The 15,790-nt window shown below is 67.3% G+C and carries 17 protein-coding genes; 3 read left to right on the top strand and 14 right to left on the bottom strand.

Annotated features, from left to right (window positions below; all coding sequences use genetic code 11):
• Positions 1-80: 80 nt before the first annotated feature.
• From IP83_RS01965 to sseA, 9 genes are all read right to left on the bottom strand, one after another.
• Positions 81-884, bottom strand: a complete 804-nt coding sequence (locus IP83_RS01965) for a phosphoadenylyl-sulfate reductase (RefSeq protein WP_054120527.1) — start codon at positions 882-884, stop codon at positions 81-83.
• Positions 874-1,305: a DUF934 domain-containing protein gene (locus IP83_RS01960; protein WP_054120526.1), complete on the bottom strand. Its 432-nt coding sequence runs from the start codon at positions 1,303-1,305 to the stop codon at positions 874-876. The genes IP83_RS01965 and IP83_RS01960 overlap by 11 nt, the downstream gene beginning before the upstream one ends.
• On the bottom strand, positions 1,298-2,932 hold the full coding sequence (locus IP83_RS01955; protein WP_054120525.1) for a nitrite/sulfite reductase: 1,635 nt from the start codon (positions 2,930-2,932) through the stop codon (positions 1,298-1,300). Before IP83_RS01955 ends, IP83_RS01960 begins: the two co-directional genes overlap by 8 nt.
• Before the next feature lies 1 nt (position 2,933).
• Positions 2,934-3,233 carry a DUF2849 domain-containing protein gene (locus IP83_RS01950; protein ID WP_054120533.1) on the bottom strand — a complete coding sequence of 100 codons (300 nt, stop codon included), beginning with the start codon at positions 3,231-3,233 and terminating at the stop codon, positions 2,934-2,936.
• Positions 3,230-4,000 (bottom strand): uroporphyrinogen-III C-methyltransferase, encoded by a 771-nt coding sequence (cobA, locus tag IP83_RS01945; protein ID WP_054120524.1) that lies wholly within the window; start codon positions 3,998-4,000, stop codon positions 3,230-3,232. The genes IP83_RS01950 and cobA overlap by 4 nt, the downstream gene beginning before the upstream one ends.
• Before the next feature lie 181 nt (positions 4,001-4,181).
• The gene (locus IP83_RS01940) at positions 4,182-5,105 is read right to left on the bottom strand and encodes a mechanosensitive ion channel family protein (RefSeq protein WP_054120523.1); all 924 of its coding nucleotides are present in this window, start codon (positions 5,103-5,105) and stop codon (positions 4,182-4,184) included.
• Positions 5,102-6,331 carry a cystathionine beta-lyase gene (gene metC / locus IP83_RS01935; protein ID WP_054120522.1) on the bottom strand — a complete coding sequence of 410 codons (1,230 nt, stop codon included), beginning with the start codon at positions 6,329-6,331 and terminating at the stop codon, positions 5,102-5,104. Before metC ends, IP83_RS01940 begins: the two co-directional genes overlap by 4 nt.
• Before the next feature lie 159 nt (positions 6,332-6,490).
• Entirely contained in the window at positions 6,491-6,700 is a 210-nt protein-coding gene (locus IP83_RS01930; protein ID WP_054120521.1) for a hypothetical protein, read from the bottom strand.
• Positions 6,701-6,789: 89 nt separating this feature from the next.
• On the bottom strand, positions 6,790-7,635 hold the full coding sequence (gene sseA, locus IP83_RS01925; protein WP_054120520.1) for a 3-mercaptopyruvate sulfurtransferase: 846 nt from the start codon (positions 7,633-7,635) through the stop codon (positions 6,790-6,792).
• 166 nt (positions 7,636-7,801) lie between these two features.
• Between sseA and queF the strand changes: the two genes are divergently transcribed.
• On the top strand, positions 7,802-8,263 hold the full coding sequence (gene queF / locus IP83_RS01920; RefSeq protein WP_054120519.1) for a preQ(1) synthase: 462 nt from the start codon (positions 7,802-7,804) through the stop codon (positions 8,261-8,263).
• 3 nt (positions 8,264-8,266) lie between these two features.
• On the opposite strand, the gene IP83_RS01915 is transcribed toward queF, so the two are convergent.
• Complete coding sequence (locus IP83_RS01915; RefSeq protein WP_054120518.1) at positions 8,267-8,671, bottom strand: hypothetical protein; 405 nt, start codon at positions 8,669-8,671, stop codon at positions 8,267-8,269.
• A 194-nt stretch (positions 8,672-8,865) separates the two neighbouring features.
• On the opposite strand from IP83_RS01915, the gene IP83_RS01910 reads away from it, so the two are divergent.
• The gene (locus IP83_RS01910; protein WP_054120517.1) at positions 8,866-9,603 is read left to right on the top strand and encodes an SDR family NAD(P)-dependent oxidoreductase; all 738 of its coding nucleotides are present in this window, start codon (positions 8,866-8,868) and stop codon (positions 9,601-9,603) included.
• 160 nt (positions 9,604-9,763) lie between these two features.
• Positions 9,764-10,804, top strand: coding sequence for an alcohol dehydrogenase family protein (locus IP83_RS01905; protein ID WP_054120532.1), 1,041 nt, complete (start codon positions 9,764-9,766; stop codon positions 10,802-10,804).
• 248 nt (positions 10,805-11,052) lie between these two features.
• Here the strand turns inward: IP83_RS01905 and IP83_RS01900 are convergent, their stop codons facing one another.
• From IP83_RS01900 to IP83_RS01885, 4 genes are all read right to left on the bottom strand, one after another.
• The gene (locus tag IP83_RS01900; protein ID WP_054120531.1) at positions 11,053-11,829 is read right to left on the bottom strand and encodes a DeoR/GlpR family DNA-binding transcription regulator; all 777 of its coding nucleotides are present in this window, start codon (positions 11,827-11,829) and stop codon (positions 11,053-11,055) included.
• 24 nt (positions 11,830-11,853) lie between these two features.
• A complete protein-coding gene (locus IP83_RS01895) occupies positions 11,854-13,095 on the bottom strand; it encodes an MFS transporter (RefSeq protein ID WP_054120516.1) in 1,242 nt (413 codons plus the stop codon).
• Positions 13,096-13,232: 137 nt separating this feature from the next.
• Positions 13,233-14,372: an FMN-dependent L-lactate dehydrogenase LldD gene (lldD, locus tag IP83_RS01890; protein ID WP_054120515.1), complete on the bottom strand. Its 1,140-nt coding sequence runs from the start codon at positions 14,370-14,372 to the stop codon at positions 13,233-13,235.
• Positions 14,373-14,380: 8 nt separating this feature from the next.
• A complete protein-coding gene (locus tag IP83_RS01885) occupies positions 14,381-15,715 on the bottom strand; it encodes an FGGY-family carbohydrate kinase (RefSeq protein WP_054120514.1) in 1,335 nt (444 codons plus the stop codon).
• Between the last annotated feature and the right edge of the window lie 75 nt (positions 15,716-15,790).

Here is a 15,790-nt window from a genome sequence, read left to right as displayed (position 1 = left end):
CGAGCGAAGTCGAGACACCAAGCGCCGCGCTCGGTGTCTCGACTTCGCTCGACACGAACGGGGGGCGGGCACGTCCTGATTTAAAAAGCGGGATCGAACCCCGGCGGCAGTTCGCCGTCGCTCGCACTGTCCGGAGAACCCGGCACATGGATGCCGCATTCGACCTTGTCCCAGCCCTTCCAGCGGCCCGAGCGCGGGTCCTCGCCCGGCGCGACCTTGCTGGTGCAGGGGGCGCAGCCGATCGAGGGGTAGCCCTGCGCCACCAGCGGATGGCGCGGCAGATCGTGGCGGACCATGTAGGCTTCGAGGTCCTCCGAACTCCACGAGGCGAGCGGATTGAACTTCAGGCGCCCTTCGGCATCGGTGCGGTCGATCTCGAAGCGCGGGAGGCCGCTGCGGGTGGCCGACTGGAAGCCCTTGCGCCCGCTGATCGAGGCATCGAACGCCAGCAGCGCGCGCGCCAGCGGCTGCACCTTGCGGATCTCGCAGCAGCCGTCCGGATCCCATGACCAGCGCAGGCCGTTCTCGTCCTTCTTCGCGACAAGCTCCATGTCCGGTTCGACGATCAGCAGGTTCGTGAGGCCCAGATGCGCCACCAGCTGATCGCGATAGGCGATGGTCTCCGGGAAATGCTTGTGCGTTTCGAGGAAGATCACCGGGATCGTCTTGTCGACCTCGGCAATCAGGTGCAGCAGCACCGCGCTTTCCGCGCCGAAGCTGGAGACGACCGCGACTTCGCCGATCAGCTTGTCCTTGAGGACGCTGCGCAGCATTTCGGGCGTGTCGGTGCCGCGGAACAGGTTGTTGAGCCGGATCGCGTCACTTTCGGTGAAGCGCGGTCCGGTGTCGATCCGGTCGGCGGCCCGTGTGGTGTTATCGGCCATGACGAAGCGCCCAGATGGGCGCGCGGCCGTCCACCGTCTTCTGATAGACCTCGGGCCAGGTCGCCAGCGCCTTGTCGGCGGCGGTCTGCGGGATCGGCTTGTCGGGCGCGAAGGCATCGAACCCGCAGCGGCGCATGTGGCTCAATTGGTCGATCAGCACATCGCCCACCGCGCGCAGTTCGCCGGCATAGCCATGCTCGCGCAGGATGCGCGCGGCGGAATAGCCGCGCCCGTCGCCGTAGCTCGGGAAGTTGATCTCGATCAGCGCGATGCGGTCGAGCGCGGGCAGCAGCGCACGCGCGTCGTCGCCGGGTTCGATGCGGACGGCAGTCGCGTTGCCCTGCACGGCAAAGGCGTCGACCGTCACCGCCGGATCCCCCACGGGCTCGTCATCGCGGTAACGCAGGCAGTGCTCAACCATAGATCGCCTCCTTGAACGGAGCCATGCCGAGGCGGCGGTAGGTATCGAGGAAGCGTTCCCCGTCCGCGCGCTGGGCGAGATAGACGTTCGTGACGGTCTCGATCGCATCGACGATGCCGTCCTCGCTGAAGCCGGGGCCGACGATCTGGGCGAGCGAGGTATCCGCCGCTTCCGAACCGCCGAGCAGCAGCTGGTAGTTCTCGGTGCCCTTCCGGTCGACGCCCAGAATGCCGATGTTGCCGGCGTGGTGATGCCCGCAGGCATTGATGCAGCCCGAAATCTTGAGCTTCAGTTCGCCCAGCGCGCGCTGGCGTTCCGGCTCGGCGAACCGGGCCGAGATCTTCTGCGCCAGCGGGATCGAGCGCGCATTGGCGAGGCTGCAATAATCGAGCCCCGGGCAGGCGATGATATCGCCGATGAGGTCAAGGTTCGCGGTCGCGAGACCCGCCGCATCGAGCTTTTGCCACAGCGCGTAGAGGTCGCTCTGCTTCACATGCGGCAGCACGATGTTCTGGGTGTGGGTCACGCGCAGTTCGTCAAGGCTGTAGACTTCCGCAAGCTCGGCCATCAGCCGGATCTGGTCCGCCGTGGCGTCGCCCGGAATGCCGCCTGCAGGCTTCAGGCTGATGACGACCGCCTTGTAGCCCGCCTGCTTGTGCGGCGTGGTGTTCTGGTCGGCCCAGACCGCGAAGTCCGGATCGCTGCGGTCATAGCCATCGGCCAGCCCGCTTTCGAGGCCGGGATCGGCAAAGAACGCGGCAATCCGCTCGAACTCGGCCTGCGGTGGCTCCAGTCCCAGGGTGAGGATATGCGCGAACTCTTCCTCCACCTGCCGGCGGTATTCGTCCGCGCCGATCTCGTGGACGAGGATCTTGATCCGCGCCTTGTACTTGTTGTCGCGGCGGCCGTAGCGGTTGTAGACGCGCAAGGCGGCCTCGGCGTAGCTCACCATCTGCAGCGCGGGCACGAACTCGCGGATCACCGGCGCGATCATCGGGGTGCGGCCCATGCCGCCGCCGACATAGAAGCGCGCGCCGATCTCGCCGGCCTCGTTCTTCACGATCTGGATGCCGATATCGTGCAGGCGCATCGCCGCGCGGTCCGTGTCAGACGCGATCACCGCGATCTTGAACTTGCGCGGCAGGTAATCGAACTCCGGATGGAAGCTCGACCACTGGCGCAGCAGCTCGGCATAAGGGCGCGGATCGACCAGCTCGTCCGCCGCAGCGCCCGCGAAGTGATCCGAGCTGATGTTGCGGATGCAGTTGCCGCTGGTCTGGATGGCATGCATCTCCACCGTCGCGAGATCGGCAAGGATCTGCGGGGCATCCTCCAGCTTGATCCAGTTGTACTGGATGTTCTGGCGCGTGGTGAAGTGGCCATAGCCGCGGTCATACTTGTCGGCGATATCGCCCAGCATCCGCATCTGGCGGCCATTGAGCGTGCCATAGGGAATGGCGACGCGCAGCATGTAGGCGTGCAGCTGCAGATAGAGCCCGTTCTTCAGCCGCAGCGGCTTGAACTGGTCCTCGGTGATTTCGCCCGCCATGCGGCGCGCCACCTGGCCGCGGAATTCCTCCACGCGCGCATCGACCATGGCCTGGTCGTATTGGTCGTACTGGTACATGTCAGATCACCCAGTTGCCGCTGTGCGGATCGGAAGGTTGCAGCGCGAGATCGGGGCGGACGGTGGGGCCCAGCGCGCGCATGCGGTCCTTGATGTGGTCCGGGCGCACCGTGCCGTCCGCGCCCTTGGTCGCACTGATGGCATAGCTTGCATTGACGCGGCGCGCGGCTTCCTCGGCGGCAAGGATCGTATCCGCCGCATCACCGACATCGACCGCATCATGGACATGGCGCGACCAGCCCTGGCCGTCCCACCAGACAACGTGGCCGCTGCCCAAGTCATTCCCCGTCAAGATCTTCACGCAGCGCACTCCGCCAACTTCTGCAATTCGATATGCCGCTCGCGCGCGGTCACTTCGCCGATCACGATGAGGGCAGGGCTCTTCACCTTGTGCTCGGCCACCAGCGCGCCAAGCCCCGCCAGCGCCCCGCGCAGCACGCGCATCGTGGGCCGCGCCGCGTTCTCGATCACGGCCACCGGCATATCGGGCGCAAGGCCGTCGGCCATCAGCTTCTCGGCAATCGCATCGCTCGTCGCGACGCCCATGTAGATCACCAGCGTGCGGCCTACGCCCGCAAGGCCCGCCCAGTTCTGGTCGGTCAGGCCCTTGCACTGCCCCGCCACAAAGCTGACGATCGAGGCGTTCTCGCGGTGCGTCAGCGGAATCTGCGCCGCCGCCGCCGCGCCCATCGCCGCGCTCACGCCGGGTACGACCTCGACCGGCACGCCCGCCGCATAGCAGGCCTCCGCCTCCTCGCCCCCGCGCCCGAACACGAACGGATCGCCGCCCTTGAGCCGGATCACGTCGTGCCCGGCCAGCGCCTCGCGCACCAGCAGCGCGTTGATCTCATGCTGCTGCAAGGTGTGGCGCGCCCGGCTCTTCGCGACCGACACCAGCCGCGCGCCTGCGGGGATCATCGCCATGATCGCCGGATCGACCAGCCCGTCATGCACGACCAGCTCCGCGCCCGCGAGCAGCCGCGCCGCGCGCAGCGTCAGCAGGTCCGGATCACCGGGGCCAGCGCCTACAAGGTAGACGGTGCCAAGTCTGGAAGGCGAATTGCTCATGGACGGCAGATGGTCCTTGTACCCTGCAATCGCCAGCGAGGAAAGCTAGGGGGGCGGCTAGATGAGCTTTAGCGGGCCTGCCCACCCCCGCCCCCTCCCGCAAGCGGGAGGGGAGTCTGGTAGCGCTTGTTACTCCCCTCCCGCTTGCGGGAGGGGGCGGGGGTGGGCCAGCGGCAAAGCGTTAGCTCGCGCGCCTACCGAGCGCCTCCGCCAACACCCGCAGCCCATCCGAATCCCGCAGTGTCACATCCGATTGCGGCAGCGGAATGCTCACGCCGCTGTCCTTCAGCGCATGCCATGCCGCCTTCAGCACGTCGGACCGCACGTTGCCCACGCCGTTCTCGGGATCGTCGATCGAGATATAGATCAGCAACTCGATCGCGCTTGCCCCGAAGGCGCTGAACAGGATCGAGGGAGCCGGATCGCGCAGCACGCGCGGCACCGTCAGCGCGGCTTCCAGCAGCAGCTTTTCGGCAAGGTCGAGATCGCTGCCGTAAGCGACGTTCACGGGAATCGTGATCCCCACCTGCTTTGAGCTGTGCGACCAGTTCTCGACTTGCGTGGTCATCAGGATTTCGTTGGGAATCAGGATCTCGCGGTCATCACGCGTCGCCACGGTGATCGCGCGCACGCCGATGGCGCTGACGACGCCGAAGGTGCTGCCCTTGGTATCGTTCACCGCGATCACGTCGCCCGGCTTGATCGAGCGGTCCATGAGGAGGATCACGCCCGCGATCAGGTTGCCGAAGGTCTTCTGCAGGCCAAAGCCGACCGCGAGGCCGAACGCGCCGGAAAACACGGTCAGCGTGGTGAGGTTGATCCCCACCGCATCGATGCCGACCAGCACCGCGACGGTCCACACCGTCACGGTCATCAGCTTCTCGCCGAGCGCGCGCTGCGTCGGATCGAGGCCCTTCATCGAACGCACGGCGCGCCGACCGACACGCCCCGCGATCCGCCCGAACACGATGACGAGCACGACGACCACGACCATCCACACCGCGTTGAACAGCGATATATGGGTGCGGCCGATATCGAAACCGACGTCGTCGAGCGACCGCGCGACCTGTGCAATGCTGCGCTGCAGCTTGGTCCACTCGCTCATAGCGCCGCCCGCCACACGGCAAGCCCGCGCGCAAGATCGGCGGTCAGGTCCGCCGTGTCCTCAAGGCCGATGGAAAGCCGCACGCCGAAGCGGTCTCCCGCCTCCAGCCCCGGCAGCGGCCAGGGGCTTGCGGTGCGGATCGGTGCGGGGTCGACCGGCGTCGCGAGGCTCTCGAACCCGCCCCACGAATAGCCGATGCCGAACAGCGCCAGCGCATCGATCAGCGCGTCGCGCGCCGCACAGGTGCCGCCCTTCAGCACGAAGCTGAACAGCCCGCACCCGCCGGTAAAGTCCCGCGCCCAGATGTCATGCCCCGGTGAATCCGGCAGCATCGGGCAGAGCACTTTGGCGACTTCCGGCTGGGCTGCCAGCCATTCGGCAATCGCCAGCGCCGAGCCGGTTTCCTGCGCCAGCCTGAGGCCCATTGTGCGCAGCCCGCGCAGCATCAGGGCGGCGTCATCAGGCGAGACGACATTGCCCAGCCCCTGCGCGCGCAGCCGCAGCTTGCGGTACCACGCCGGCCCCGCGCTGGCGCTGCCCATCATCACATCCGAATGCCCACCGACATGCTTGGTCAGGCTCATGATCGCAATGTCCGCCCCGCGTTCCAGCGCCGGAAAGCCGAGCGGCGAGGCCCAGGTATTGTCGAGCACCACCGTCAGCCCATGCGCCTTCGCGATGGCCGAGAGCGCGGGTACGTCGCAGACCTCGATGGTGAGGCTGCCCGGCACTTCCAGCAGCACCGCCTTGGTCCGCGCGCAGATCGCCGCCTCGAATGCTGCCGGGTCCGCCGGATCGAACCAGCGCGTCTCCACGCCGAAGTCCCCCAGCAGCCCGCGCCCCATCGCGCGGCTCGGCTCATAGGCGTTGTCGATCATCAGCAGCACATCGCCCGGCCGCAGCACCGTGAGCAGCGCGCCCATGATCGCTGCCACGCCGGAAGGATAGAGCACCGTGCCTTCCGCCCCCGGCTCCAGCGCGGTCAGGGCCTCGGCCAGTGCCCACTGCGTCGGCGCGCCCCGCCTGCCATAATAGAACTTGCCGTCCTCGTTGGCCGGATGCGCCCGCAGCGCCGCCATATCGGGATAGAGATGCGTGCTCGCCCGGTAGACCGGCGGATTGACCACCGCGCCCGGATGATCCGCGCTACCCGTCCACTCCGCCCGCCGCCCTGCGCCTACGAGCCGCGTGCCGATGCCAAGGCCTTCGCTGTCATGTTCCGCCATGGGAGGGTCTTAGGCGGATTTTGCGGGGAAGGGAATCCATCCCCTTTTCGCCAATGGCCCAAACCCCGCTCACCCTGAGCTTGTCGAAGGGTGCTGGTGCTGCGGTTGCGCTATATGCTTCGACAAGCTCAGCATGAGCGGGGTTGGGGGCAAATCCCGTCAGTCAAGCCCGTTGAACCAGTCGGTCGCCACGATGAATTGCTCGGCTGCAGACGGATTGTCGAATGGCCCGACCATCTTGCCATCATGGCGCGGCACCCAGGTCGATTGCTCGTCCCAATCGCTTTCCAGCAGATAGGTCTTGTCCCAAGCGAACTTGCACACGTCTGCACGGCGCTTGCCGTCGAAGCTGTAGAGTGATTTGATCACTCTGTATTCTTTGCCGAAAAGCGGGCCATGGACACTGTGCCCATTCAGCCATCTCCACAATTCGACGGGCCAAAAGCGGGCCACTGAACCTACCGCGCCGCCCCCGTTTCCTTCGGCGTTTCAGGATCCGCCCCCCATTCGCTCCAGCTGCCGTCGTAAAGCGCCACGTCGTGCTTGCCGATCAGATGCGCTGCGAAGATCAGCACGTTGGCCGTCACGCCCGAGCCGCAGCTGGTGATCAGCGGCCGGCTCAGGTCCACGCCCGCCGCATCGAACACCGCGCGAATCTCGTCCGGCGATTTCCACGTGCCATCGGGCTTGAACATCGTGGCGTAGTGCAAATTGCGTGCGCCCGGGATGTGCCCGCTGGCAAGCCCCGGCTTCACTTCCGCCACCTCGCCAGTGAAGCGCCCGGCCCCGCGCGCATCGACCACCTGCGCCGCGTGGCTATCGAGGTTCGCCAGCACATCGGCCTTGCTGCGCACGTTGCGGTCGTCGCTCCACACGGTGAAGTGGCGGTGCCGCAGCGTCTCGCGCCCTTGTGCGCAGGGGCGGCCTTCCGCCTTCCACTTGGCGATCCCGCCATCAAGCAGCGCCACATTGGTCGCGCCGAACATCGTCAGCATGAACCAGGCGCGCGTTGCGGTCTTCACCGGGCTGTCGTCGTAAAGCACGATGCGGCTGCCATCGCCGAGGCCGAGGCTCTGCATCCTGCTGGCAAAGCGTTCGGCGCTGGGGAGCATGTTGAGCCCCGGACGCTCCGGGTCGGTCAGCTCCGCAAGGTTCATGAACACCGCGCCGGGGATGTGGCACGCCTCGTATTCCAGCACCGGATCGCGGCTGTGCTCGGGCAGGAATGCGCTCGCATCGACAATGCGCAGATCACTCGCGCCCAGCTCGCTCGCGAGCCACTGGGTCGAGACCAGGGAATCCATGGGGCTTGCTCCGTCCTGCATGCGGCCCGTCTTTGCGGGGCCTTGGGGCCAATGATTAACCCTCTTGCTGCGCTGCGGCAAGGAGGAAGGGAGTGCTCCTGCCCCTCACGCCCGCTTGCCCCGCCGCGTCCGCGGGTGCAAAGGCGCGCGCAAGAAAGGACTTTGCATGACCGATATCGGCGCCACCCCGCTGCATCTGGGCCAGACCAGCAGCCTGCCCGCCTCGCCCGAGGAGGCCGTGCTCGATTACGTGCCCAATCCGCGGCAAGGCTCGCTGTTCCTCGTCCGCTTCGCCGCGCCCGAGTTTACCTCGCTCTGCCCGGTCACCGGCCAGCCCGATTTCGCGCACCTCGTCATCGACTACGCTCCGGGTGAAACCATCGTCGAATCAAAGTCCTTGAAGCTGTTCCTCGGCGCCTTCCGCAACCATGCCGGCTTCCATGAGGACGTCACCGTCGGCATCGGCCAGCGCCTGTTCACCGAAATGCAGCCCCGCTGGCTGCGCATCGGCGGCTACTGGTATCCGCGCGGCGGCATTCCCATCGACGTGTTCTGGCAATCGGATGCGCCCCCCGCCGGACTGTGGGTGCCCGATCAGGGGGTCGCGTCCTACCGCGGCCGCGGCTGAGGTTCACCAGCCCCAGCGCTGCCCTGCCGCCTCGTCGATCCAGTGGTCGATACGGTCATAGTCGCGCTGGATCCGCCCGACCGCGCGCCAGTCGCCTTCGGCGCATTCGTGCTGTTCCCTCCACTGCAGCCGGTCGATATCGCGCTGGATGCGCCGTGCGGTGCGGTAGTCGATCAGCCCGCGGCTGGTCTTCCAGCGCAGCTGCCGCTCCAGCCCATAGCCGCGCTGGCCCGAGCAGGCGCCGCCGAAATCGCCGCGATCCCCGCGCCAGCCGCCGCCATAGGGCTGGTTGTAGTCCCAGCCGTTGTTCCAGCCGCCGCGCCAGTCGTGCGCGCTGGCCGTGCCGGAGATCGTCGCCGCGCTGCCGAGGGCGAGCGCCGCTGCCAGAACCTTGGTCATCGTCTTCATCGTCGTGTCCCTTCACTGGTGCCGATGGTGCGGTTGTGCCTGATTCGCCGTGGCACGAGCCTGAATGCGACGTTGGCATTTGTTCAGCTTTCATCGAACTTTTCTGAACACCCCATCGATCCCCTTGCACAGTCCGCCATCCCTGCCGAAAAGGAGGGCCGAGAGGGCGAACCGCCCCGCTGGAGAGAATGCGCATGAGCGGCGATACCGATTTCACCGGCCGGAAGGTCCTCGTCGTCGGCGGATCGAGCGGCATCGGCAACGGCATCGCCCATGCCTTCCGCACACGTGGGGCGCAGGTCCATGTCTGGGGCACCCGTGCCCGGGCAGAAGACTATGACCCCGCCGAAGGCTCGGACCTCACCGGCCTCGGCTATACCTCAGTCGACGTCGGCGATCCCGGGGCCGTCGAGGCTGCACCCATGCCCTTCGCCAGCCTCGATGTCCTTGTCCTCTGCCAGGGCACCGTCGTCTACAAGCGCGGCGAGTTCCAGCGCGCCGGGTGGGACAAGGTCATGGCGGTCAATCTCGACAGCCTGATGCACTGCGCGATGAAGTTCCGCGCCATGCTGGCCGAAGCCAAGGGCAGCATTGTCACCGTCAGCTCGGTCGCCGCATGGGGCGCCAATATCGGCAACCCGGCCTATGCCGCGTCCAAGGCCGGTGCCGTCAGCCTCACCCGCACACTCGGCAATGCCTTCGCGGGCGAAGGTATCCGCGTCAACGGCATCGCCCCGGGCCTCGTCGCCACCAAGCTCACCAAGGTCACCACCGACCACCCCGAACGCCTCGCCGGTTCGATCGCCCGCATCCCGCAGGGCCGTCTCGGCACGCCCGAGGACATGGCCGGCGCGGTCCTGTTCCTCGCCTCGCCGCTCGCCAGCTACGTCACCGGGCAGACGCTCATCGTCGATGGAGGGCTCTCGCTGTGAAGTCATATCTTTCCTGCGCCGGCACCCTCCCCACGCCGCTCACCCTGAGCCTGTCGAAGGGTGCTGCCTGCGCGCGCAGTGCGGGCATGCTTCGACAAGCTCAGCATGAGCGGGGATGGGAGTGGCAGGAGACGAGCAGTTCACCGAAAGGGTCCCGCCCATGAAGGCTCTCCGCTACTACGGCGCGCGCGACGTGCGCTATGAAAGCATGGACGATCCTGCGCCCCAGTCCGATGGCGATGCCGTCGTCCGCGTCACCGCCTGCTCGATTTGCGGCTCCGATCTCCACATCTACCACGGCCACGGCTTCTCCAAGGATGTGGGCTTCTGCGTCGGCCACGAGGCGGTGGGCGAGATCGTCGAGATCGGCAAGGGCGTGCAGCGCCACAAGGTGGGCGACAAGGTGATGATCCCCGCCGCCGTCGGCTGCGGCCGCTGCCGCTCGTGCCTGGCGGGCGTGGTCAACACCTGCGAGTTCGGCATGGGCGCATGCTACGGCCTCTCCGCCGCGCTGCAGGGCTCGCAGGCCGAAGCCGTGCGCGTCCCCGCCGCCGATGCCAACGCCGTCGCCATCCCCGAAGGCGTCAGCGAGGAACAGGCGCTGATGATGACCGACGCGCTCGCCACCGCCTGGTACGGCGTGCGCAATGCCGACGTCGTCCCCGGCGCGTCGGTCGCGGTGATCGGCCTCGGCCCCATCGGCCTCATGGCGGTAGACAGCGCGATGGTGATGGGCGCACACGTGGTCTACGCCATCGATCCCATCCCCGAACGCCGCGCCATCGCCGAAGCCAACGGCGCCATCGCGCTCCACCCGGACGAAGCACTCGACCGCATCAAGGCTGACGGCAAGGGGAAGAAGCTCGATTGCGTGGTCGAAGTCGTCGGCAGCGACGCCACGGTCGATTTCGCCCTGCGCCTCGTCCGCCCGCGCGGCACTGTCTCGGTCATCGGCGTCCAGCAATCCCGCCGCTTCGCCTTCCCCTTGGAACGCGCCTTCGCCGCCGGCCTCACCTTCCGCACCGGCACCTGCTCGGTGCCGGAGGAACTGCCTGCGCTGTTCCCGCTGGTCCGCTCGGGCCGCCTGAAGCCCGAACGCTACGTGAGCCACCGCATGCCGCTGAGCGAAGGCGCGGAGGCTTATCGGTTGTTCGAAGCGCGCGAGGCGGGTGCGCTGAAGATGGTGCTCACGCCGGATTAAGTAACCGCCACACCACCTTCCGTTCGTGTCGAGCGAAGTCGAGACACCAAGCGCGGCGCATTGTGTCTCGACTTCGGGTCTTTGACCCGAAGTTTATCCCGAGCTTTTCGAGGGGCTCGACACGAACGGTGAGAGGGAAATGAGACGACGAAAAAACCGCTCATGCTGAGCTTGTCGAAGCATCACACGCAACCGTCGCGCCAGGACCCTTCGACAAGCTCAGGGTGAGCGGTTGGGGGAAAACGGGTCTACCCCGCCACCACCAGCTCCACCCCGGCCGCCTTCACCATCGCCGCATGTTCCGGCGCGATCCCTGCGTCGGTCACCAGCACGTCCACCTCGTCCAGCCCGCAGACGATGGTGCCGGACCCGGAGGCGAACTTCGCCGAATCCACCAGCAGGATCACCTGCTCCGCCCGGTCGATCAGCCGCCGTTCCGCCGCCACCAGCACCACATCCTGCTGCATCACGCCTTGCGGCCCCACCGAGGCCGCGCCCATGAACAGTTTGGGCGCGTGGAAACGCGGCATCGATTCCTCGCCGGCCGCGGCCAGAATGATGTTCTGCTCGCGGAATACCGTGCCCGATGGCACCAGAATGCGCGTGCCCGCCTGCGGCAGCAGCGCGTTCACGATGTGGAGCGAGTTGGTCAGCACCTGCAGGCCGAGGCCCGCCAGATGCGGGCACATCTGCAAGGTCGTCGTGCCGCCGTCGATCATCACGCCTTCGCCCGGCTCGCAGCGCAAGGCCGCCGCCGCGCCGATGGCGCGCTTGGCTGCCATGTTGCGGTTGATCGATTGGTCGAACGGCGTGCCCGCCAACTGCAGCACCGGCGCGCGCGGTCCTTCGGCCAGCTTCGCCCCGCCGTGCACCCGCACGATGGCCCCGGCATCCTCCAGCCGCGCCAGATCGCGCCGGATCGTCGCGGGCGAGGCCTCGAGCGTTGCCTCCAGCTCGCGATAGGTGACGAAGCCGGTGCCCTGCATCGCCTCGACGATCACCTTTTCGCGTTCCGCCGCGTGCACCGATGCCTCCGTGATTACATGCAATCAAAAACCGTCATGCCGCTCGGCCTCGAGTTGTTCAAGGCTTTTGCCCTCGTTGCGCGGTGCCCACACGAAGCCGATCACCCCGGAGATCATAAGAAAGCCGGTCAGGATCAGCGCCAGCGTGGTAAAGCCCGTCGCGGTCAGCAGCGGCACGAACACGCTGAACACGCCAAGGCTCACCCGCACGATGGCAAAGCAGATCCCCTGCGCGGTCGAGCGCAGCATGGTCGGAAACATCTCCGCGCTCCACAGCTGGAAGAAGCTCTGCGCGCCGAACCCGCCGCCGAACTGCAGCAGGAACACATAGGCGAGCGCCACCGGGATCGTCAGCGGAAACACCACGAGCAGCCCCATGCCGACGACCTGCACCACCGCCGAAATCGCGAACAGCGTCCGCTGGTTCACCCGGTCGGCGAATTGCATGAAGACGAGGCCAATGGAGGCCATGCCGATGGCAAAGCTCAAGGCCTGAATCGCCACCGCCTGCGCTTGCGTCGCCGCGCCCACCGTGCGCAGGATATAGGGGAAGAAGAACCCGTTGGTCCCCGCCCACAGATTCCAGAAGCCGTACATGCCGACGAGCCCGAGGATCGAGGCGAGGTGCTTGCCCCGCAGCAGCGATGAAATCGGGGGCCGCTTGGCGCCTGAAGCCTTGGCTTCCTTCCACCGCGCCGATTCCGCCATGCGCGACCGCAGAAACGTGAGCGCAATCGCGATCACCATCAGGTGCCCGAACACGATCCGCGCGCCCAGTTCACCGAGGCCCGTCAGCGCAAGGCTCATCAGCAGCACCACGACCGGCCCGAGATACCACAGCACTTGCGCCAAGCCCGAATGCCGCGCGCGCTGCCCCTCCGGCGCGCCCTCCGCAATCAGCGACCACGAAGCGGGAATATCCGCGCCCACCGCCAGCCCGACGATGAGGAAGCCCGCGATGATCATCCACGGCGCCACCGCAAACACCAGCAGCGCCATGCCCGCGGCATAGAGCAGCATGTCCCACTGGTAGATCGTCTTGCGCCCCAGCCGGTCGCACAGGATCCCGCCGACCAGCGCGCCGATCCCCGCGCCGATGGCATTCGGCCCGAACGCACCGATCAGGCCAAGGAACCCGGGCGAAAGCTGGTAATGCTCCTGCCACAGCGCCAGCGCCACCGACCCCGCCACGATCGAACCCGCATCGATGTAGTTGGCGAGCCCCGCAAGGATCGTATCGCGCCAGTGATGCGAAGGTGCCGTCAACTATTCTCTCCCCCTGATACCAGAAACCTCGTCGCCCCGTGCTTGACACGGGGCTTGGCTAGCCTTGGCCGCCCAGAAAAGCCCAGGCCCGTGTCAAGCACGGGCCGACGAGACCGGGATTGAAGCGTTCCAACCCGTCATGCCAGATTATCCCGGCTGATCTGTTCCACCCGCGTCACGCCGGTCAGCGCCATTGCCACGCGCATTTCCGCCTCGATCAGGCGCAGCATCTTGGCGACGCCCGCCTCGCCGCCCGCCGCCAGCGCAAAGGCCCAGGCCCGGCCCAGCAGCACGCCCTTCGCGCCCAGCGCCAGCATCCGCACCACGTCGAGACCCGAGCGTATTCCGCCGTCCGCCAGCACCGTCAGCTTGTCCCCCACCGCATCGGCAATCGGCGGCAAGGCGCGCGCGGTCGACAGCACGCCGTCGAGCTGCCGCCCGCCATGGTTCGAAACCACGATCCCGTCCGCGCCGACGTCCGCCGCCGCCTTCGCATCCTCCGGATCGAGAATGCCCTTGAGGATCAGCGGCCCGGTCCACTCGCTGCGAATGAAGTCGAGATCGCGCCAGTGGATCGAGGAATCGAAATTCGCCCGCATCCACGCGAAGAAATCCTCCAGCCCCGTCCGCCCTTGCAGCAAAGGCGCGATATTGCCCAGGTGGTGGGGGCGGCCCCAAAGGCCCACGTCCCAAGCCCAGCCGGGGCGCATGGCTGCCTGCACCACGCGCCGCATCGCGCCCAGCGGACCCGCCGCGCCCGCCAGCCCTGAACGCACATCGCGATACCGGCTCCCCGGCACGGCCATGTCGACCGTGAACACCAGCGCCGGGCACTGCGCCTCGCGCGCCTGCGCCAGCAATTCGCGCATGAAGCCCCGGTCGCGGATCATGTAGAGCTGGAACCAGAAGGGTTTGGTTGCCGCTGCCGCGACTTCAGCCAAAGGACAGACCGAGACGGTCGAGAGCGTGAACGGCACCCCCGCCGCCTCAGCCGCGCGCAAGGCCTGCACCTCGCCGCGCCGCGCGTTCATCCCCGCGAGGCCAATCGGTGCCAGTGCCACCGGCATGGCCAGCCTCTGGCCGAACAGCTCCGCCGAAAGGTCGATATCCGCCACGTCGACAAGGATCCGCTGCCGCAGCGCGAGGGCCGCCAGATCGCTCACATTGCGCCCCAGCGTCGCCTCGGCATAGGAACCGCCGTCGATATATTCGAACAGGAAGTGCGGCAGCCGCCGCCGCGCGGCTTCGCGAAAGTCGGCGATATTGGCAATGATCATGTTACCGGTCACTGGGTGGTCTCCATCCGCCAGCGCGCGCGACAGGCCTCCCAATCGCCCGCCAGCGGCTCCACTTGCCTGAGCCGCGCTGCCGGCGCCAGACCGGATTTGATCAAACGCAGCGCCCCGAACGCCGCATCGCACGGCCCGTCCGCCACCATGACGCGGCAGTCCGGCCGCAGCCCTGCCAGTGCCCGCACGAACACTTCGGCTGCCGCGAACCGCCCCTCGACCAGCACGATCTCGCGCGCGCCGATCAGCTCCAGCGCCGCATCCGCCATCAGCGCCGCGTAAAGGCACGCCGCCGCGCGCCCATCGCCCGGCTCCCCGATCCATCGCGCCGCGCTGTCCGGAAACGGCCCGCAGCCCGGCGCCAAGGTCGGCAGCAGCATCGTCCCCGCCGCCAGCAGACCCGGCACTTCAGCCAGCATGTCCGCCTGCTCCGCCGGATCATCCACTCGCGCCCCATGCGCCGCCAGCTCGATCTCCCGCCCGCCCATGAACCGCGCCGAAGGCACCGCGCGCCCGTCGACATCCACATTCACCAGGCAGTCGCGCCCTTCCGGCAGCACCGGCGCATCGCCTTGCGCCCGCCGCATCGCGACAAACCACGTACCCGTCGAAAGCACTGTCGCCTCGCGGTCCGCCACTTCGGCAAATCCCCGCGCCGCATGGAGCGCCGCGTTGGAATCATGCACTCCGGCCAGCACGCGCACCTCCGGCGAAAGCCCCGTCGCCGCCGCGATCTCCGGCCTCAGTGTGCCGACAACAGCTCCCGCATGGACCACCGGTGCAAACCGCTCCGCCCAATCCATCCGCTGCGCCAAGGGTGAGAATCCGCCCGCCGCCGGTGCCCACAAATCGGTATGACAGCCCAGCGAGCTTACCTCGCTCACCGCCGCGCCGCTCAGGTACCACGCCCAGTATTGCGCCCATGGCAGCAGCGTCGTTCCCTCCAGCGCGCCTTGTTCTTCCAGCCACCAAAGCTGCGCGCCAAGGTTCAGTCCATGGGGCAGGGCAGGGGAGCCCGTCACCTCAAACGGATCGCGCGCCGCGCGGTACCGCGCCATGACGTCATCCGGAATCGTCGCCTCATAGTCCACCGGCGCAAAGGCCAATGCGCTGTCCTTCAGCGCCGCCACCCCGGCGCCATGCCCCACTGGCACGATCGCCTCCACCGGATGCCCCCCAAAGGCCCCCAGCGCATCGACCAGCCACCCGGAAATCCCGGCAACATCGAGCACACCGCCAGCCGCCACATTGGGGCGCGTGCGCACATCGAGCCGCCGCCCGGCCCGGTCCCACAGCGAAACCTTGGCCAGCGTCTTGCCCATGTCGATCATGATGAACGCGCCGTGCTTCAGCGTCCGTCTCCCTTTTCTAAAACGATCAATATCAATCAATATTGATCGTTTCCA

This window comes from Novosphingobium sp. AAP93, assembly GCF_001296055.1.
Classification (GTDB): Bacteria; Pseudomonadota; Alphaproteobacteria; order Sphingomonadales; family Sphingomonadaceae; genus Novosphingobium.
This window is presented reverse-complemented; position numbering and strand designations above follow the sequence as displayed.